Raw genomic sequence first — 19,973 nt, 5'->3', positions numbered from 1 at the left:
AAAAACACAAAAATATGGTAATGAATTGTCGCAAAGGTGTCGCAAAACTGTCGCAGTTCAGGTCTGTAGGGAGAAGAGGAAAGATAGCTGACAAAAAGGACGGGCTAGAAACGTCTGACCATGGGTAGTCCGTGTATATGAGCATCCACAGTGCCACAAATGTCCGATCACGGATCGCTGCGACTATTACCACAATGTGGTTAAAGCAAAGCAAAAAGAGCACGCTGAGTAAGGTGCAAACCCTTCATGATTGCTTTGCAAGAGCATGCAACTGGCTCTCACTATGTAATCCAGTCGCATGCTTTTTCATACCAGATACTATGCAAGCGGTCGGCTGATAATGGGCTTCAGGGCTGGATAGAGCGCCTGATAGACGGCGTAGGCCTGCTGATAGGCCGGGGCTACCTGAGCATTGGGTTCGGTACGTTTGGTGATACGAACAGTCCGGGCACAGGCTTCCTGCACCGAGCTATAAGCTCCTCTTGCGACTCCGGCCAGCAGGGCTGCGCCAAAGGCTGGTCCTTCAGAGGAATTAGTTACGACGAGCTCAACCTCAAGGACATCAGCAATGATCTGACGCCATAAGGCACTTTTAGCTCCGCCGCCGGTAGCACGGACCTGATTTAATTGTAGTCCTTGCTCGCGGATGATGCCATAACAATCCTTCAAGCTAAAGGCTACCCCTTCAAGCACAGAACGGACCAGGTGGCGACGATCATGGCTGGCCGTGAGCCCGATCCAACCGCCACGAGCATGGGCATCCAGATGCGGGGTGCGCTCGCCCTGTAAATAGGGCAGGAAGATCAGGCCTTCACTGCCAGCAGGCACACTTTCAGCTTCCTTGCCCAATGTCTCATACGAATCAATGCCGGTCCAGCGCTCCAGGGCTCGCTCGGGCAGGCCGATATTGTCGCGCAGCCAGCGTAACGAGAGTCCAGCGCCCTGGGTGACGCCCATCAGGTACCAGGCATGCGGCACAGCATGATTAAAGGTGTGGACGCGAGGCACAGGACCCGAGGTATCGACCTGCGGTGAGTTGGCATGGGCCAGAACAATTCCGCTCGTACCTACCGAGACCAGAGCCAGACCCGGCTCCACCACCCCATTCCCAACCGCACCACAGGCATTATCAGCGCCACCACCGGCTACCGGCATGCCAGCGTGGAGTCCAGTCAGTTCAGCAACCTCTTTTGTAATCATCCCGCTGGCGGCATCCGCAGGTACAACAGGCGGCAACAGTCCAGGATCCAGTTCGAGCGCGGCCAGCACCTCCTGGGACCAGGCGCCATGCTGCACATCCAGCAAACAGGTACCGGCGGCATCCGAGATCTCCATCGCCAGGACGCCCGTCAGGCGATAGCGGATATAGTCCTTTGGCAGTAGCATGGTATGGGCACGCGCAAATACATCTGGCTCATGATCACGCACCCAGAGCAACTTGGGAGCTGAGAATCCAGTTAGCGCTGGATTACTCACATATTCAATGAGCTTACTGGCACCCACCTTCTCCGTGATCCAGCGACACTGCTCATCGCTACGCTGATCAGCCCAGATAATACATGGACGCAACACCTGCTGGTTGGCATCCAACAAAACCACCCCGTGCATCTGTCCCGAAATACCCAGCCCACGCACATCTTCAGCGGATGCGCCCTGTCTGGCTCCCTGCTGCAAACACAAACGGATCGCGGAAACCGTCGCATCCCACCAGTCCGCTGGATTTTGTTCAGCCCAACCTGGATGAGGGTGAAAGAGAGGATAATCGAAAAAAGCATCGGCGATCACACGCCCATCGTCAACCGCGAAAAGGGCGGCCTTAACACCGGTCGTGCCAAGATCGATCCCCAGAAGTGTTTGCATACCATACTCCTTTACAACTACAATGAAAACAAACCAGAGATACACAGCGGTTGTCTGGTTCGTGTCAACGCTGCTTTGATCACACACCAAAAAGGACGTGTGCTTGATTTGATTGTACGCTAAAATTCCATTGGCTGCACGCAAAGACGAGAAAGGCCGGTAGTTTTCAGATTGGCTCTTTCTACCGCCTGCACAGGTATGTGCTCAAGCTCATCAGGACACGAGTGGTAGCGTTACTCTGCAATTCTCGCCAGGAATCAGATAAGCTGAACAGAACCATAAATACTAATTGAGAGATATTCGCCAGCTCTTATGCGATATTATAGTATTGTATGGTTCATAAGTATTTTTACGAATGCCGTATGAGTGCTTAATATTTATTACTTTCAATATTTATGATGGAGGCATGAATGCCTGAACCACCTGGGCAAAATAATTTTCGTTCACCTTATCCATCTGGTCAGTTAGCGCCACGCCCTGACCAACCTTTGCATGGACAGCAACCGATAGGTGGAAACCATCCTTATCCAGGCACAGGAACGAATAACAATCGCATCACGGGCGCACTACAGCCCAATATGCAATCACCATATAAGACCAGGCCGCTACTAGATCGGCAATATAAGACCAAACCGCTATTAGATCGGCAACAGTATGGTGCCCGGAATAATGCCAATGCTTCTGGAATGAATTTTCCGCCGCAGCCATCTGGTACCCCGTCCAGACCTAACTGGGGACTGCCGCCAGAGGTGGCCGCGCGCGCGAAAAAGAGGCGCTTGATTCAGCGTGCCCGCAACCGCTACCAGAGACTCTCAGGACCAGGGAAAATCATGTCTATCATCCTGGTCTTTGCGCTCTTGATCCCATCCTTGTTCGGCTTATTTGAAGCAGTCAACGGTATTATCCTCTACAGCCAGGTCAGAGGTGCCATCGGCCATTTGCAAGCAGCCCAGGCGGTTTTTAGCGGCGCCCCAAGGGAGATTACTCACATTATTTCGAGATGGACAAACTCCAACAGGCGCAAAAAGAGATCGCGGCAGCACACAACGATTTTGCCAGTTTAAGTGATGAATTTGATCATGATGGCTCAATTGGCCTTGTGGGCTCATTACTGCCCTCGCAGATCAATGCCGCTCGTTCACTGACGCATATTGCCACGGATGCAACCGTCATCGGCGACAAGCTGATTTCGACGGCAATGAAACATTCTCCTGAGATGGTAGCCACGCTACGCGCGAGTGCCGCGGACAAAGACACGGCCCATCCCAAACCCTACATCACAAAAGAAGTATTTGCAGCCCTCAATCAGGATCTGGATACACTCCTGCCAGTTTTTAAGGATATGAGTGATTACTCGCAAGGTGTATCCCTTGATGGCTTGCCCCTTACTGCCAGCCAGAGTCATACCCTGTCATCTCTGTTACCATTACTCCCGACCGTCCATACCCTCCTTGCGCAAGGGCCGGGTGTACGCGAGGCATTCGGCTGGATGATTGGTGTCGATCAACCACGCACATTTCTGCTGGAACCAATGGATAGCGCCGAGCTACGATCCACCGGCGGCTTCACCGGACAATTTGGTGAACTGACCTTCAACGGTGGTCATATGAACAAGCTCAACATGCAAAATATCGGCGCCTACGAAGAAGATCATTCGGATCCTACAGTTGGTGGTTCCAAACCGCTTAATCCAATATTGTACGATAAAGTCACACAACAACACGCGCCACCTCCATTTGATGCCTGGTGGCCAGTTGACAATTTTGGTGTGCGTGATGCCAATGTCTCCGCTGATTTTCCGACCACCGCCCAGACTATTATGCAGTATTATACCGGTGAGTTTGGGACACCGCTCAGCGGCGTGATCCTCTTTACACCAGCTTTGATTAAACAAATTTTACATGTCACTGGCCCTATCACCATTGCTGAATATGGGGAAACCGTTACCGAGCAAAATCTTGAAGCCAAATTGCATTATTATCAATTGGATAATAAGGGCATTTATCGTGAGATAGTAATTGAGCACCAACATGACCATGAGCTGGCGCGTAAAGCCTTTACACGACGTGTTACGCAAGCATTGATGGGTAACGTTATGCATATACCGGTTGCCCAGTTAGCCCCAATGGGCGCGCAAATGTTCCAGGCCATGAAGACTAAGGACCTGCAAGTATATGTAGCGAATCCCCAGCTTGAAGCCTTGATTGCTAAATATGGCTCAACCGCGTCGATGGACCGCTCAAACACCCACGATGGCCTGTATGTTGTGCAGGAAAATTTGAGTGCCAGCAAAGCCTCCCAGTATGTCACAACCACTATCAAGGATACGGTCACACTGGATCAACAAAACAACGCCACCCACTCACTAAATATAGTACTGAATTATCAGAAAAAAGGTGATGTCTACGGGCCCGATACGTATCAGGATTATGTGCGCGTGTATGTGCCAAAGGATAGTACGCTGGTCAGTGGGAATGGCTTCTCGCAAATAAATGACGGAGCAGTTTGTGGATCAACAGCAGCGGGTTACCCGCCTTGCCAGCAGGATGTCTACAACGATGGTTCCCTGGTATGTACTTCTGCGACACCACAAGTTGATCCTCCCACCAGGCATATAAATAGCTTAGGAAGTAATATAGCCGCGCTGAACCCGATTGGTAAGCCGACCAACCCGGATAGCGATGAGACGGGGCGCGCGATGTTTGGAGGGTGGGCGATTATTCCACCCGATTGTAAATTGACGATCACGCTGTCGTGGACGGTACCGCCATTGAGTCAGAACAATTATAGTCTGATGTTCCAGCCGCAGGCCAGCGTTAATCCACAGGTGGATCTGACAGTGAAATCCACGGCTTGTAATTCAGGCGACACACATTTCTCTGGCACTATCAGTGGCCAGGATACAATGTTTAACCTGAAACGGCAGGCAGCCAGTTGTTCATTGCAGCGAAAATAATAATGATGCTGCAACGGTACATACATAAGTGGAGGGCCACATATTCCATGCCAGGGGAATTGCAATCCCCTGGGGTCCCTCCTAAAAGGGCTACCTTTTGAATGAATGTGCAATATAACACAACTATTGCTTTATAATAACTAACGTCGACTAAATATATTGCTGGTCGCTATAAGATCTTTGTGGAGCTGTACAATGCAAAAGGATTATGCAGTGCATAAAAAGAGGCTTACCCTCTTCTCCTTATTTCTACTTAGTTGCATTTGCCTGTTAAGTGGATGTTCTTCATTTTCTTCTGATGTATCTTCCTATGTCAGTCCTTCTAGTAACAACACAACGAGTAACGTCGCCAAACCGACACCAACACCCGATCCCATCAAAACCAAAGCGCAACTCATCCTCAAGAAGATGAGCCTGAATGACAAATTTGCCCAGCTGATTATGGTTGAGTTTATCGGCCACGACTATACTGTCAGTGGACTACAACAAATGGTAGCTCAACAGCATGTCGGAAGCTTTTTGTATCAGGAGAGCGATGGTAATTTTGCCTGGCCAAACAACACGGTCGATAGCCTGCATGCATTTTCGGCTCAAGCTACCACCGATGCAGCCGTTGCCCCACTGATCGCCATTGATCAGGAAGGCGGAACGGTCAGTAAAACATCTGCGTTTTTCGGGCCCAAACCGTCCGCTGAACAGATGACGCAGTCAGGTGATCCAAATACCGCCTATGAGCAGGCCAAGACCGATGCCTCGGACCTCAAACAACTGGGCATCAATGCCAACCTGGCCCCAGTCGTCGATGTTGGTCCTGATAACACGATCTATGGACCACGCTTCTTCAGCGATAATCCTGATACGGTGACGACATATGCAGGCACTTTTATCAAGGGTTTACAGGACAATGGTATACCAGGAACCCTCAAACATTTCCCTGGGCTTGGTTCTTCTGATGACGTCGATCCTCACTCTGGACTACCCATTGTGACCAAAAGTATGGATAATTTACAGAAGACTGATTTTGTCCCTATCAGAAAATCATCAAACAGCAGGATCCTGCCATGGTCATGACCACAGATGTCATCACGCAAGCGCTGGATCCCAATACGCCCGCTGAACTTTCACCCAAAAGTTGTGCATTATTTACGCAATAATCTCAACTTCAATGGTGTCATCATTACTGATGGATTGTATATGAAGGGCTTATACAATGGTGTTGTCCCTACCAGCGATCAATTCACCCAGACCTGTGTCCAGGCCATCAAAGCGGGCAATGATATGATCGAAGGTCCATCGACACCAGAGCAGATCACCAGCATATTGGCAGCTCTCAATGCCTCCATTCAGGATGGTTCATTACCACAGTCGCAAGTTGACCAATCAGTAACCCGTATTTTGCAGATGAAGATTAAATATGGCATTATCAAATAAAAACTTATGGTGATTGTGCCCTACCATGTATTTTCAGGTCTCCATCCTCATGAGGATGGAGACCTTTATTTCTTTATTGTCACCGGCTACGCACCTTTTTGACGGCGAATAAGCCAGAGGGCAGCCAGTTGTCCAAGCAGCACAGCGATCATGCCGCCACCCAGGCTACAGACAAGGTAGAGGAGAGCCAGCAAGAGCTTCTGGCCTGTGAGCAGGGTCATATCACCCAGGGCTAAACTGCTAAAGGTGGTATAGGCTCCCAGAAAACCTACGTTCAGGACTAAGCGCCGCCTGGGACCAATAAAGAGCGCGGCATCCGCGAGCATGGTCAGAAAGGCCAGAGCAAAAGCACCGGTGAGGTTGATCAGCAAGATATCGTAAGGCCAACCTTTTCCCCAGGCTCCCTGAAGCGCCTGACTTAACAAATAGCGCGCCATCGTTCCCAGAAAACCACCACTAAAAACCATCAACAGGCGATGAATATACAGATCTTTTTTCACCATTACAGCCACCATCCCAGTGCGATCCCGCCGGCAACGGCCAGCAGACCAAAAAGGTAAGTGGCTCCCAGGTATAACACGCTCAATCTGATACTGCCACGAGCCAGCTGCACGCCTTCCCAGGACATCGTGCTAAAGGTCGTGTAGCCTCCCAGAAATCCAGTTGCCAGGATCAGTTGCAGCGCGGGACTCAGCAGGTGGTGAGCGGTTAAAGCAAACACCAGACCAATCAAGAACGATCCACTAAGATTAATCACCAGGGTACCATAAGGAAAATTTGAGCCAACAGATTGAGTAATAACATGTCCCAACATATAGCGTGCCACGGCCCCCAGCGCTCCGGCAAGCCCGATAAATACTAGTTGTAACAGAAAACATCCCTCCAGCATAGTGAGCATCAATACGTGCATAAAAAAAGCTCCTGACAACCATATATATTTTTCCTGGTTGTCAGGAGCCATCAGCATTGCGCAGTTCGGCCAGCGTATAGATGGCCTGGCGAGTTCCATCGCCAACGTTGTTTTTTATTTTGTCTATAAATTATAACATAGAATGGTGGAATTTACAAAAATATTTTTCACCTGCCACACCACAAACGAGCAAGCAAACTCCATCATTATCTCATGTTTTGGGGTATTTTAGCCCTATTGAAAAAAATAATGCTGTCGATAAGAAAGATGAAAGTTATCCCCATAGATGTACCTGAATTCTGCTACATAAAGATCAGAGAAGGTAAATATGAATTTTAAAGGGAAAAGCAAACAGGCAGACTCGATAAAAACAGGCAAATTCATTATTTTCCTTAAAATCATAACACTTCTCCTGGTACTATCCTTCGTATCCAATACAGGTACGTTTCTCACCTTCCTCCAGCAATTACCTCACAGATTTATGGCTGAAAAAGTGGTCATGAACCCTGAGGTCGAGAGGTGGAATCAGGCCAGCAGTGTCACCCCACCCTATGCCAATTTCACAGCGTTCTTTCAACGTGAAACGGTAGCACCATTCTTCCAGCCATATTATCAGCGCTACGCGGGCGCACAAAATCTGGGGCATCCCCTCACCTCTGCCTTCCCAATCCAGCAGGGCTGGCTGCAGTTCTTTGAAAATGGAGCCTTATTCGATCCGCTCAAACATACACTGCCTGTACAAACTTCATCGACAAATATGGATGATTTAATAAATGCCGGTCTGAAAGATGCACCGACAGGGATCGTGCGCTTACCATTACTCCAGGCACTGCTGACGGCTGGAAGCCTGGTACCACTTGGTGGACAAGGGAGTACGACAACCTATGTTGATCTGCGTAAAGCTACTGCCCCCGATTTTGTACAGCCCCTCCCGGGCAGGCCACGGATCGACTATCTCTCCATGCCTGAAAAGCAAGATATCATCATTCCAGTTGGACATCGTGGTAAAACCAGGGTTGGGCACCGCATTCCTTCCATCTTCTGGACCTACATAAACCAACCCACGGTTGCGCCGCATGGCTGGCAAAAGGATTTTGGTACGCCCCTCACCGAGGCATTACCATTTACTATCAGTTTCAATGGCCAGCCACATCATATGCTTACCCAGGCGTTCTTACATGACGGCCTGCTCCTGGACTGGGATAGTCCAGGCACGACAGGTCAACCAGCCATCCAACGCTTGCCCACAGGCATCGATTATTTGCGAACCTTCAATTTTCCAGCAATCACGCTAACACAACAACAGCCGGTCTGGTCCCAACAGGAGACCGTGTTGATGACACGACCAGGAATCAATCAAGTCCTGGCCCACATCGGACCACATTTTCCTCTCACCTTGCTGGGCGCAACAACATGGGTAGAAGGTCAGCTCTGGTATCGGGTCCAATGGGCTTCTTTCAAACGAGTGAGTACAGGTTGGATGATGGCGTCTGCCAGCACCTTCGATAAGCCCATAAGCACAGGCATCTGGAGCACGGTCGACATCTTATCACCCCAACTGGCCCACTACCTCACGACAATCGGGTCCAATGTGGGCATGAGCGTCTATGATCTGAGCCGCAACCGCACCTATGTCTACAATACCGACAGGCAATTTATCGCAGCAAGTGCCATCAAAATCCCAATTATGCTGGCATTTTTGGATCTGCTAGAGCATCAGAAGCATGAACCAGATGAGCAGGCCATGTTTCTACTCACAAGCATGATCGAAAATTCCAACAATGATTCCACCTCAATAATCTACTATAACCAGATTGGTGATGCTGCCGGGCTGGCCGCATTTTTGCATAAAATTGGTCTGAACAATTTCACGGCCGATCCTGATGCCTGGGGAAATTGGCAACTTTCGCCTCAGATGATGGTTGACCTGCTCACCTTGCTCACGACTGGTAAAATTCTGACACCACATCATCGTGCGCTCGCTCTCGACTTGATGAGCCATATCGAACCCGATCAACGCTTTGGCATTGGCGATACCGCACAGCCAGGAGCAAGCATTGCCATGAAGAACGGCTGGCTCATCAGCGATACCGACAATCTCTGGGTAGTCAACTCATCCGGGATCATTGTAACGAAACGGGAACAGTATATCATTGCAGTCTATACACAGTCACAGCCATCGCTTGAGGCGGCACAAGCCATCATCCGCCATGTCTGTAAGAGTATCGCCAGCCTGCTCTCCTGACAAAAGCGTAACCCGCAGCAAGCCGCTGTGGTTTAAACCCAGGCGGATAGGCGGGTTTCTCCTGGGCTTTAGCCCTTGCTTGTTGCATAGAATGCATGGTTGGATTATACTGCATAGGTGCAACGAAGGCACGACAGCACAGGCTGTACGGCCTTAGGAAGTGTTGCCAGGCAAAATCGTTCAAGAAAAGCCTCCCACTGATGCATGCATCAGTTTTCGAAAGAGAAAGGTGTTCACCCTTTCCAAGTCGCCAAACACCCGACGTTGGCTGCACACCCGTCGGGTACGGCATGAAACGGTGAACAGGCATGGCACCGCCCTTCAAGCGAGCAGATGTGTGGATCTGTGCTTGAGTGTATTCCTCACCCACTACGGTCTTCAACGAGTTGCCTCAACGAGGCACCGACTCAGGGGGCCGACTACGTAGGAGTGCAAGAAGCCGCCGCCCCTTCAGGGCGTGCGGAGTGTCACAGTATAAGAGCGACAAGCATGTGGAGACAAAAAACTGAAATAGCATAGAGGCAAGCATCAATCTATTTCAGTTTCTCAACACTATCGATATATGCAAGGTTATAAACAGCTGAGACGCCAGCGAATCTGCGCTGCGTTGCGGGTCAGACGCTTAAAAATGTTGTGGCGCAAACGATACACCTCCTGAACCTCAGCAAATTCAAGGGGACAGAAATGTACGATCTCGCGGGCTTTGAGTCCACAGTGAAAGTAGAGGTAGGCAAGGCGAATCTCACGTGGATCGCTGAGTAAAGAACGCACCACATTCCATACTTCGTTGGGGTCCTCTGGCTCTTCAGTGACTGGCTCACCATTGTAGAGAGTATCATTATCTTCTGGTAAGGGCACTTCGTTCGCATGGGTATAACTACGCAACGTATCCATAATCGCACCGTTCAAGCTAGCCCGCAAATAATTCAAGGCGGCGGCGACCGAAGTAAACTTCAGTTCAGTATTATTCATACTCGCCTGCCACAAACGGGTAAAAGCCTGGGCGATATAATTCTCTTCGCTATCCAACGCATAGGCCCGCTCACGTTTGGAGTGGCGGCGCAACCAGGTGCAGACCATACCGGAAAAACACTGGTGCAAAACATCCCACGCCTGCGCATCATGTAAACGCATGGCACGTCGAAAAATTTCCAATGCATAGCAATCATCCCCCACTTTCCCCTGACAATAATTTCTCATTTCTTCTTTACAGTGCTGCGCCAATTCATCCAAACTCATCGCACTAACGGGCTGCACATAGCACACGGGAGTTGGTACCGGAGAGTCTGTTGCAGCCAGAGCCGTTGCATATTCTACTGACACATCCACACCTCATTTATCATAAATAGAAATCCGCACAATTGAAAATCTGGACCAGAAAAGGAGTTTTGAAGATGTAAATACCGCCGCTACGACGCACATCCACATATTTTGATACTTCATTATTGTACAGGTTGATCGTTACGAGATCGTTACGAGGAGCGTAATTGTCTCAATAGGAGTACCTAAGGACACGATTGTGGAGGATTATTTTTTTCCGGCACTGAGGGACCTGGCGTCACGGTCATGGAGGGAGGCGCGGAGGGAGGTGAGGTTCGGCAGCCATGAAGGCTGCCGCTACTAATGACTGGGATGACCAGCAGTACCAACATGCTCTCCACGGTCGGTGCCAGTTTTCTGCAATTTCAGGGTGGCAGGCTGGGTTTGGGCGCTTAAAGGGAAAGCCAGGACCAGAACGCCATTGCCATAACTCACATTGGCATTGACGCCATCCACGGGCGATGGAAGCTCAATCTCACGATAATAGCCCCCGACACTCCACTCATCTACCAGCAATTCTTTAATGTCCTTGAGCAAACCACGCAAGTCACCCTGGATAACCAGGCGCTGATTCTCAGAAACCACGGCCGTAATATCCTCTGGCTGTAGTCCGGGCATGGGAGCAGCAACCATTAAACGATCAGGGGTACGATACATCTTGATAGGAATGTGCTGGATTTTAGCCTTCTCTTGCATACTATCTACCTTTCGATGTTCCTGATTCTTGAACCGCAAACCAGTTTACGACGATAGCCAGAGGATACACTTGCTATTGGGCGGGATTTTTCTTATCGTAGGTATCGCGCAAGCTTCCCATTTGTTCCTGAGAGGACCAGGCAGTACCTTCATCACGGCCCGGAGTTTCTGTCGGAGCACCCGGCTTATTCTGGGGATGTCTGACACCGCTATGGGCAGGATCATAGCCCTCGCGCTCATCACGCTGTGGCTGCGCATAATCTTCGCCCTGAGTCTCAGCGTAGCCATCCACCATTCGATGCGAAGGTTTCTGACCAGGCACAGGATGGTCTCCCTGAGAACGCTCCTGCTTCAATTTTTCAGGTGTAGTACCTTTAGCTATCGCTTCCGCATTCAACTCTTGCACACGCTTGTCCTGCTGCTCAGAGTTGTCTCTATATTCTTGATCGCGTTGATTATCCATCTTTATGCCTCCATTCTTAGTGGAAAAGCACTCCATGCCTTCTACTATCTCGCGTATACATTCTCATGAAAATTGAGTGCTTGAATACATGTAAGTGCTACCACTCTCACGTACTGATAAGGAAGGAAGTTTCAAGCCAACCGTGCGCGTGGCACTCAACTCAGCCTCAAATAGTACCGAAAGATTGCCATATCTCGCCTGCTGAGAAAGAATAGAGAGGTAGAACACAAAAAAAACTTCTTCGGGGGAAACATCCATGGAATTAACCATCACCACCGATCAAGTCAGTAAGATGGCATTGGATGCCAGTGCCGAAAAGGCTGGTAAAAAACTCGCAATCCCAAAGCATTGGCAAAACCTGGGACAAAATACCCGGGCACTATGGGGTGAGTGCCAGGAAGTGCCCTTTACCAGGTACGGGTTGACCTCACCAGTTTCTCCACCCAATGCAGTTGTCCTAGCCGTAAACTGCCTTGTAAGCATAGCCTGGGCCTGCTCTTCTTAGCCGCTGGATCGCCTGGAGAATTTATCGAGGGTGAGCCACCCGAGTGGGTGAACACATGGCTGAAGAAACGAGCCGCTACCCAGAAACGTCAGGAGACGCTGGCGTCAAAAGATGAGCAATCAACCACTTCAAATAAAAAAGCCAGTCAAAGCAAAGACAAACGTCAGGCAAAAGTACAGCGGGGAATTGAACAATTAGATCTCTGGCTCAATGATCTTATGCGCAATGGACTGGGGAGCGTGGAGTCTCTCCCAACGACCTTCTGGGAGCAACAGGCGGCGCAGATGGTGGATGCCCAGGCCTCGGGGCTGGCTGCCCGTATCCGCGCACTGGAGGATATTCCCAATGCCTCAAAAACATGGACCGCCAAATTATTAGCACAGCTTGGCAAGCTCGCTCTACTGACAGAAGCATATCAACAGCTGGAGCGCGCGAACCCTGATCTCCAGGAAGAGATTCGCCAGTTGATTGGCTGGACAGTCAAAGAACCAGAAGTCATTGAACGTGGTACCCATATCACAGACGATTGGTTGTTTCTGGGACAAAGGCAGGAAAGCCTGCATCAACGTGGTCGGTCACAGCGCACCTGGCTCTGGGGTACACGCACCCGGCGTAGCAGCTATATCCTTCAATTCGCTTTTGCCGGGGCATCTTATACCGAACATTATCCTCTCGGCTTTCATCAAGAAGCTGAAATAGCCTGCTGGCCAGGAGCATTCGCGCAACGCGCACTGTTCATACATCGCCAGAGCAGCGTTCAACCCATGCAAACAACCCTACCTGGCGTGGACAGCATCAATGCCTTCCTGGCGGATGTGGCCAGCCAGTTAACCCAACAACCATGGCAGGAACGCTTTCTCTGCATCCTGAACCAGGCCAGCCCCATCTACGATGAAGAGAAGCGTAGCTGGTATCTTGGCGATCAGCAGGGAAATGCCTTGCCACTCACCCCAACTGACCACTGGAAAATGCTCGCCATCTCGGGTGGTTATCCCGTCGATTTCGCGGGCGAGTGGGATGGAGAAACGCTTTTCCCGTTTGGGATCATGGTAGATCAGCACTATCACGTGTTGTAGAGAGGATCATTGTATGGAAGCATTTCTCAAAAACGCCGTGGTTGGTACGGACCGGCTTGCTTCCCCACTGCCAGCAACAGAGACTGAACTGGATACACTCACCGTCCAACTGCCCACAGAACAAAAAGAACGCTCATTATTACTGGCCGCAGGAGCCTATGCCATCTATAGTCAGGCAGGCTTTGCGCCACCAAAGGCACCAAAGATCATGCCCCAGGCCGCCCCGGAAACCCTGCGCGTCTGCTCAGCAACTATCGCACATCGCTTTGAAGAGATGTTAGACACTTCAGCTAACACGCTGCTACCAGAAGCATTACACTGTTTGCAAGCGGCACAGTTACGGCTACCACATGCATTGCTGCTACAGAGCATTAGTTATGCCAGCAAGCATCAAGAGTTACAATCAGCATTTCTTGCGGTTCTGGGGGAACGCGGAGACTGGCTGAGCCAGTTCAATCCAGAGTGGAGTTGGATACACCGTCCGAAGCAGGAAGATCCAACCCGGGCGGAGCTAGAAGCACTCTGGGAAGAAGGCAACCTGGAGCAGCGTGAGAACGTCTTATCATATCTGCGCATAAAGGATCCGGATACGGCACGGGACTGGCTACAAAGCGTCTGGAAGCAAGAAAAAGCGGAGGTCCGTGAAAGGTTTCTGGATACCCTGGTGGTCAACATTTCAAATGCGGACCAGGTATTGCTGGAACAAGCCTTAAAGGATCGCAGTCAACGCATCCGCGAAAAGGCCACACAGCTGTTTGCTTATCTTCCAGAAACACCACAGATGCAACGTATCATGGCCTGCGCTGACAGCATATTCGTTTATAAGCAGAATGAACTGACAATTACTCTTCCTACTGTTTTGGATAGTATTGATGAGTTTGTCCCCGCTTTATCCGAGAAATCGTCGCTCGAACAGTGGTCACAATATATGCTCATGCTGGTGCCACCACCACACTGGGAGGAACACCTTGCGCTCACACCCGGCCAATTCATTGAACAGCTCGCAACATATGAGCTGAGGCAAGAACTCATTGAGAGCCTGATGTTCTCAGCACTGACCCATCAAAGCATCAACTGGTATGAACCACTGCTACGCTGGTCCATTGAACATATCCTGTTAAAAACCAGACAAGGATCTTTTGATCATTACCAGAATCTGCTCGCTGCACTGCCAGAGGAGCAGGCAGAAGCATTACTCCTGCCACTGGTAGAGCATCCGAATCATTGGACCCAGGCCGTGCAATTATTACCCGGCCCCTGGTCGAAAAAGTATAGTCAACATTTCATCAAGACGCTGCAAAAATATTATGCGCAGGAAAGCAATACCAGCTATACCGCCTGGACCGATAACCTGCCCATAGTAGCCAGTGCCATTCATCCATCCTGTTTTGAACTCGCACAAGGACCATGGGAACATCCAGAAAAAGATGCCTGGTATATCCAGCACCGAAAGCAACAGGTCCAGAACATGCTTGCACTTATTGAGATGCGTACACAATTTTTAAAGGAGATCAAGTAATATGACCACTCAATCAAGCGTCGTAACAGAGACAAAAATCGAGGCAATTTTACGTCAGCACGCCGAGCAGCAATATGCGGAGGAGCTGGCCGAGCTGGTCAAAGTTGATACGCGCCAGCGTCCACCCAACTGGAAACTCTCGCCGTGGGCCGTACGCACCTATTTGATGGGTGGCAAGCTCGACAGTGGTTTTGTGGTCAGTCCTAAATATGTCGGCAATCCGCGCCTGATGGAGATCGCCATCGCCACACTGGCCACCGATCGCGCCCTGCTCCTGTATGGGATACCCGGCACGGCTAAATCCTGGGTTAGCGAGCATCTAGCCGCAGCAATTACCGGGGATTCCACCCTGCTGATTCAGGGTACAGCTGGCACCGATGAAAACGCCATTCGCTATGGCTGGAACTACGCCCGCCTGCTGGTCGAGGGACCAAGCGAAGCCGCCCTGGTCGTCAGTCCTATGATGCAGGCAATGAAAGATGGCAAGCTGGCTCGCATCGAAGAGTTGACGCGTATTCCCAGTGAAGTACAGGATACGCTGATCACCATCCTCTCCGAAAAAACGCTCCCAGTACCAGAATTAAATACCGAGGTGCAAGCCAATAAAGGCTTCAATATTATCGCCACCGCCAATAACCGCGATAAAGGCGTCAACGAGCTCTCCAGCGCCCTGACACGCCGCTTTAATACCGTGATCCTGCCACTACCTGCCAGCATCGACGAGGAGATCCAGATCGTGGATCGCCGTGTTGCCAGTCTGGGCAGGGCGCTGGAACTACCCGCTGAGAAGCCAGCGCTGGAAGAGATTCGCCGCGTGGTCACGATATTCCGCGAGTTACGATCAGGACTCACCATCGACGGTAAAACCAGGCTCAAATCGCCCAGTGGCACCCTTTCAACGGCTGAAGCCATCTCGGTCATCAACAGCGGACTGGCCATGGCCGGCTACTATGGGGACGGCGAACTGCATGCCGGTGATCTCGCCTCCAGCCTCATTGGAGCCATCATCAAAGATCCAGTTCAGGATCGTGTGGTCTGGTTGGAATACCTGCAAACCGTGGTCAAGGAGCGCAGTGATTGGAAGGATCTGTATCGCGCCTGCAACGAGGTACTATAAGATGAGTATACACGTCTTTGGCATTCGCCATCATGGTCCGGGGTGTGCGCGCAGTCTGCGCGCCGCCCTGGAGAAACTCAAGCCAGACATCCTGCTGGTCGAAGGCCCACCGGATGCGCAAGAAGTGTTACATTTCATGGCACAGCCTAAGATGAAGCCGCCTGTAGCCTTGCTGATCTATGCCACTGAACAACCCAAAAAGGCTGTGTACTATCCATTCACCCAGTTCTCACCCGAATGGCAAGCCCTGAAATATGCCAGCAAAGTCAGTATTCCGGCCCGTTTCATGGATCTGCCCCAGGCAATTCAGCTCGCCCACACCGATCCCGAACAGGATGCCAGTGGTGAGCAGGTAACGGTGGATAAAACCCAGACCAGAAGCGCGCGCATTCGTAATAGTGTGCTGGTTGAAGTCCCGGAGGAGAGTAAGGAAGAAACGCTGTTGCGGGAAGATCCATTGACGATGCTGGCTCAGGCCGCCGGCTATGCAGACCATGAGATGTGGTGGGAGCGTCAGATCGAGCAGCGCAAAAACGTCGTCAATCTGTTTGAGGGTATCCTGGAGGCAATGACAGCGCTACGCCAGGAGGTGAAGCCACGCAATAGCGAGGAGGCGCAGCGCGAACAGCTACGCGAGGCATATATGCGCCAGACCATTCGGACAGCGCAACAAGAAGGCTTCCAGCGCATCGCCGTCATCTGTGGTGCCTGGCATGCACCGGTGCTGGTTGAACCGGGACCCGCCAGAGCGGATAGCGAGCTCCTCAAAGGTCTGCCACAACTCAAAGTCTCGACCACCTGGATTCCCTGGACCTATTCGCGGCTCTCTTCACGCAGCGGCTATGGGGCTGGTATGACGGCTCCAGGCTGGTATGCCCATCTCTGGAACTCACCCAAACAGATGACGATCCGCTGGATCACCAGAGCGGCCCAGTTGCTGCGCGAACAGGGACTGGATGCCTCTTCGGCCAGTGTAATTGAGGCAGTGCGTCTGACCGAGACATTGGCCGCGATGCGCGATATGTCCCAGCCCGGCCTGGACGAACACAATGAAGCCATTTTAACGGTGCTCTGCCATGGCGATAGTACCCCGATGCAGCTGATTCGTGAGCAACTGGAGATCGGCGAAAAACTCGGCGAGGTACCCAAAGAAACGCCAATCGTTCCGTTGCAACAGGATCTGGAAAGCCTGCAACGTCGGCTACGCATGAAGCCATCCATTGAAAAAACAAAGTTAGAACTCGATCTGCGCAAAGAGACGGATCGGGGTCGCAGCCAGTTGCTCCATCGACTGCAACTCCTTGCTATTCCCTGGGGCAATCAGGCGCGCGTCACAGGCAAGTCCGGTACCTTCCATGAACACTGGCAGCTCAAATGGAAGGTCAGCTTTCCAGTGGCCATCATCGAGGCGAACATCTGGGGCAATACCATCGCCGCAGCCGCCACTAACTATGCCTGCGCAACCGCAAAAAAGCAGACCGATCTTCCCGAACTTACCGCACTCTTGCAAAGCGTGGTGCTGGCCGAGCTGCCCGAGGCCATTGAATACCTGCTGGAAGAACTGCAACAGCGGGCCGCTGTTTCGTCCGATGTACAACACTTGATGGATGCGCTCCCGCCCCTGGCTCGTGTCGCCCGCTATGGTGATGTACGTCAGACCAAAGCAGAGCGTATTGTACCGATCATCGCTGGCCTGTTCGAGCGCAGCATCATTGGACTCCCCGGAGCCTGCTTCTCACTGGATGATGATGCCGCCCAGGGTATGCTCAAAAGTATTGAACATGTTCAGGAGAGTTTGCAATTATTAGACTGGCCTGAGCAGCGCCTGCAATGGCAACATACCTTAAAAAATCTGGCTGAAAGCGACACCATCCATGGCTTGATCCGTGGCCGCTGTTGTCGCTTGTTACTGGACCAACAGGCGCTCAGCGAAGAAGAGATGCAGCGCTTCACACGTCTGGCTCTGGCTCCCACGGCCCCTATTCTCCAGGCGGCAGCCTGGGTTGAAGGTGTTTTACGTGGTAGTGGCCTGCTGATCCTGCATCAGGATGAGCTCTGGAAAGTACTGGATGCCTGGCTGAGTCAGCTCAATCCAGACAACTTTATTCAGCTCCTGCCGATCCTGCGCCGTGCCTTCGCTAATTTCCAGGCTCCTGAGCGCCGGAACATGGGAGAAAAGGTCAAGCACCTGCACCAACCAAAACCCACGCAGACAGGTTCTGGAATACAGAGTCATACAATCGATGCCGAGCATGCCGCCCGGGTTTTACCCGTGCTGGCACAACTGATGGGAGTTTCCTATGGCAATTGATGAAAAAGAACGTCTGCGCCGCTGGCGACTGATCTTAGGCAAACAAGAGGCAGAACAACAGGATGGTGATTTCGGCCTGAGTGTACTGGACGGGCAAGATCAGGGCATGGATAATGTGCTTGAAGCGCTCTATGATGGCGAGCGCTCAGGCGGCCTGGGAAGCTCAGCCCCAATGTCAGTCGCTGGCTCGGCGATATCCGCACCTACTTTCCAACGGCAACCGTACGCATTATGCAGCAGGACGCTTTGCAACGTCTGAATCTAACGCAGATGTTGATGGAGCCAGAGATGTTGGAACAGGTCGAACCAGATGTTCACCTGGTCGCCTCCCTGCTGACCCTGAGTAAGGTCATTCCTGAAAAGACCAAAGATACCGCGCGCATGGTCGTGCGCAAAGTCGTTGAGGAGCTGGAACGCAAACTCGCCAATCCACTTATCCAGGCTGTGCATGGGAGTCTCAACCGGGCCACACGCAACTACCGACCCAAACAGAACGAGATCGATTGGGATCGCACCATTCGTCTCAATCTGAAAAACTACCTGCCAGAAAAGCGCACAATCATCGCCGAACGGCTGGTCGGACATGGACATAAACGCTCATCCCTGCGTGATATTGTCCTCTGCGTTGATCAGAGCGGCTCCATGGCCTCGTCTATGGTCTATGCAGGCATCTTTGGAGCAGTCCTGGCCACGCTGAAAGCCGTCAGCACACGCATGGTCGTCTTCGACACTGCCGTGGTAGATTTAACCGAAGATCTACAGGATCCAGTCGATCTGTTGTTTGGCACGCAGCTTGGTGGAGGCACCGACATCAATCGTGCCCTGACCTACTGCCAGCAAATCATCAGCCGGCCATCCCAGACCATCCTGGTCCTGATCACTGATCTTTACGAAGGCGGTGATAGTCAGAGTATGCTACGGCGGGCTGCCGAACTGGTCAGTTCCGGTGTCCAGGTTGTCTGCCTGCTGGCACTCAGCGATCAAGGCGCACCATCTTATGATAAACACCACGCCGCCGCCCTGGCAAAGCTCGGCATCCCGGCCTTTGCCTGCACACCAGAACTGTTTCCAGAGCTGATGGCCGCCGCCATCCAACAACAGGATCTCAATCTCTGGGCCGCCAGCAACGAAATCGTCACCACCCGCTCCGAATCCTGAGGAAGAAGCGAGTTTGCAGGATATTTCTGTATCCTGCAAACTCGATCTATCCAGATGAATTTTCTGAAAAATGCAAATTAGCCTTGACTTTTCATTTTCTCTTAAGTATACTTTATATATAGTTTTTCCCCAAGGAGATTTTACTTGTAGCATGAGCATATCACACCTTCGGTAGCACAACACCATAACAATTCCTATCCACCAATAGAATGTTTTTTGGTGCTTTCATTTCTTCAACGCTACCACCCCATTCTGTGCTCATGTACTCACCATTTCCAATGTTTAGCAGTTCTTTTTGCCTGCAATCCAGTAACTCTTGCCAGATGGCAAGAGTCTACTCTGTCCACATGAGCACAGCAACTACATCATTTCTTTTGATGACACGCGGGATGTCTCATTCCCTTTT

13 protein-coding genes, 2 pseudogenes and 1 riboswitch are annotated in these 19,973 nt (G+C 51.2%); of the genes and pseudogenes, 9 read left to right on the top strand and 6 right to left on the bottom strand.

The window, feature by feature from the left end:
- Positions 1–318: 318 nt before the first annotated feature.
- Positions 319–1,860, bottom strand: a complete 1,542-nt coding sequence (gene xylB / locus KDW_RS29940) for a xylulokinase (RefSeq protein ID WP_151759563.1) — start codon at positions 1,858–1,860, stop codon at positions 319–321.
- A 410-nt stretch (positions 1,861–2,270) separates the two neighbouring features.
- Between xylB and KDW_RS29935 the strand changes: the two genes are divergently transcribed.
- From KDW_RS29935 to KDW_RS34630, 3 genes and pseudogenes are all read left to right on the top strand, one after another.
- The gene (locus KDW_RS29935) at positions 2,271–2,924 is read left to right on the top strand and encodes a hypothetical protein (RefSeq protein ID WP_151759562.1); all 654 of its coding nucleotides are present in this window, start codon (positions 2,271–2,273) and stop codon (positions 2,922–2,924) included.
- A complete protein-coding gene (locus tag KDW_RS29930) occupies positions 2,861–4,816 on the top strand; it encodes a DUF4012 domain-containing protein (protein WP_151759561.1) in 1,956 nt (651 codons plus the stop codon). The genes KDW_RS29935 and KDW_RS29930 overlap by 64 nt, the downstream gene beginning before the upstream one ends.
- Positions 4,817–5,011: 195 nt before the next feature.
- Positions 5,012–6,247: pseudogene (locus KDW_RS34630) on the top strand (glycoside hydrolase family 3 N-terminal domain-containing protein).
- Between the two features lie 86 nt (positions 6,248–6,333).
- On the opposite strand, the gene crcB (KDW_RS29915) reads toward KDW_RS34630, so the two are convergent.
- Positions 6,334–6,750 carry a fluoride efflux transporter CrcB gene (gene crcB, locus KDW_RS29915; RefSeq protein ID WP_162005749.1) on the bottom strand — a complete coding sequence of 139 codons (417 nt, stop codon included), beginning with the start codon at positions 6,748–6,750 and terminating at the stop codon, positions 6,334–6,336.
- Positions 6,750–7,157 carry a fluoride efflux transporter CrcB gene (crcB, locus tag KDW_RS29910; protein ID WP_162005748.1) on the bottom strand — a complete coding sequence of 136 codons (408 nt, stop codon included), beginning with the start codon at positions 7,155–7,157 and terminating at the stop codon, positions 6,750–6,752. The genes crcB (KDW_RS29915) and crcB (KDW_RS29910) overlap by 1 nt, the downstream gene beginning before the upstream one ends.
- 34 nt (positions 7,158–7,191) lie before the next feature.
- Positions 7,192–7,269: riboswitch (Fluoride riboswitch) on the bottom strand.
- 387 nt (positions 7,270–7,656) lie between these two features.
- On the opposite strand from crcB (KDW_RS29910), the gene KDW_RS29905 reads away from it, so the two are divergent.
- Positions 7,657–9,402: a serine hydrolase gene (locus tag KDW_RS29905; RefSeq protein ID WP_162005747.1), complete on the top strand. Its 1,746-nt coding sequence runs from the start codon at positions 7,657–7,659 to the stop codon at positions 9,400–9,402.
- Positions 9,403–9,972: 570 nt separating this feature from the next.
- On the opposite strand, the gene KDW_RS29900 is transcribed toward KDW_RS29905, so the two are convergent.
- The 3 genes from KDW_RS29900 to KDW_RS29890 form a co-directional block, all read right to left on the bottom strand.
- Complete coding sequence (locus KDW_RS29900) at positions 9,973–10,725, bottom strand: hypothetical protein (RefSeq protein ID WP_151759555.1); 753 nt, start codon at positions 10,723–10,725, stop codon at positions 9,973–9,975.
- A gap of 297 nt (positions 10,726–11,022) precedes the next feature.
- Positions 11,023–11,418, bottom strand: a complete 396-nt coding sequence (locus KDW_RS29895; RefSeq protein ID WP_151759554.1) for an Hsp20/alpha crystallin family protein — start codon at positions 11,416–11,418, stop codon at positions 11,023–11,025.
- A 73-nt stretch (positions 11,419–11,491) separates the two neighbouring features.
- Positions 11,492–11,881 carry a hypothetical protein gene (locus tag KDW_RS29890; RefSeq protein WP_151759553.1) on the bottom strand — a complete coding sequence of 130 codons (390 nt, stop codon included), beginning with the start codon at positions 11,879–11,881 and terminating at the stop codon, positions 11,492–11,494.
- Positions 11,882–12,271: 390 nt separating this feature from the next.
- On the opposite strand from KDW_RS29890, the gene KDW_RS29885 reads away from it, so the two are divergent.
- The 5 genes and pseudogenes from KDW_RS29885 to KDW_RS29865 all read left to right on the top strand — a co-directional run bounded on the left by KDW_RS29885 (position 12,272) and on the right by KDW_RS29865 (position 19,567).
- Positions 12,272–13,462: an SWIM zinc finger family protein gene (locus KDW_RS29885; protein ID WP_151759552.1), complete on the top strand. Its 1,191-nt coding sequence runs from the start codon at positions 12,272–12,274 to the stop codon at positions 13,460–13,462.
- A 13-nt stretch (positions 13,463–13,475) separates the two neighbouring features.
- Positions 13,476–14,981: a DUF5691 domain-containing protein gene (locus KDW_RS29880; protein WP_151759551.1), complete on the top strand. Its 1,506-nt coding sequence runs from the start codon at positions 13,476–13,478 to the stop codon at positions 14,979–14,981.
- Position 14,982: 1 nt separating this feature from the next.
- The gene (locus KDW_RS29875) at positions 14,983–16,098 is read left to right on the top strand and encodes an ATP-binding protein (RefSeq protein WP_170296582.1); all 1,116 of its coding nucleotides are present in this window, start codon (positions 14,983–14,985) and stop codon (positions 16,096–16,098) included.
- 1 nt (position 16,099) lies between these two features.
- Entirely contained in the window at positions 16,100–18,409 is a 2,310-nt protein-coding gene (locus KDW_RS29870; protein WP_151759550.1) for a DUF5682 family protein, read from the top strand.
- A pseudogene (locus KDW_RS29865) lies at positions 18,399–19,567 on the top strand (VWA domain-containing protein). The gene KDW_RS29870 and the pseudogene KDW_RS29865 overlap by 11 nt, the downstream one beginning before the upstream one ends.
- Positions 19,568–19,973 lie beyond the last annotated feature (406 nt).

It is taken from the genome of Dictyobacter vulcani (genome assembly GCF_008974265.1).
Lineage (GTDB): Bacteria > Chloroflexota > Ktedonobacteria > Ktedonobacterales > Ktedonobacteraceae > Dictyobacter > Dictyobacter vulcani.
This window is presented reverse-complemented; position numbering and strand designations above follow the sequence as displayed.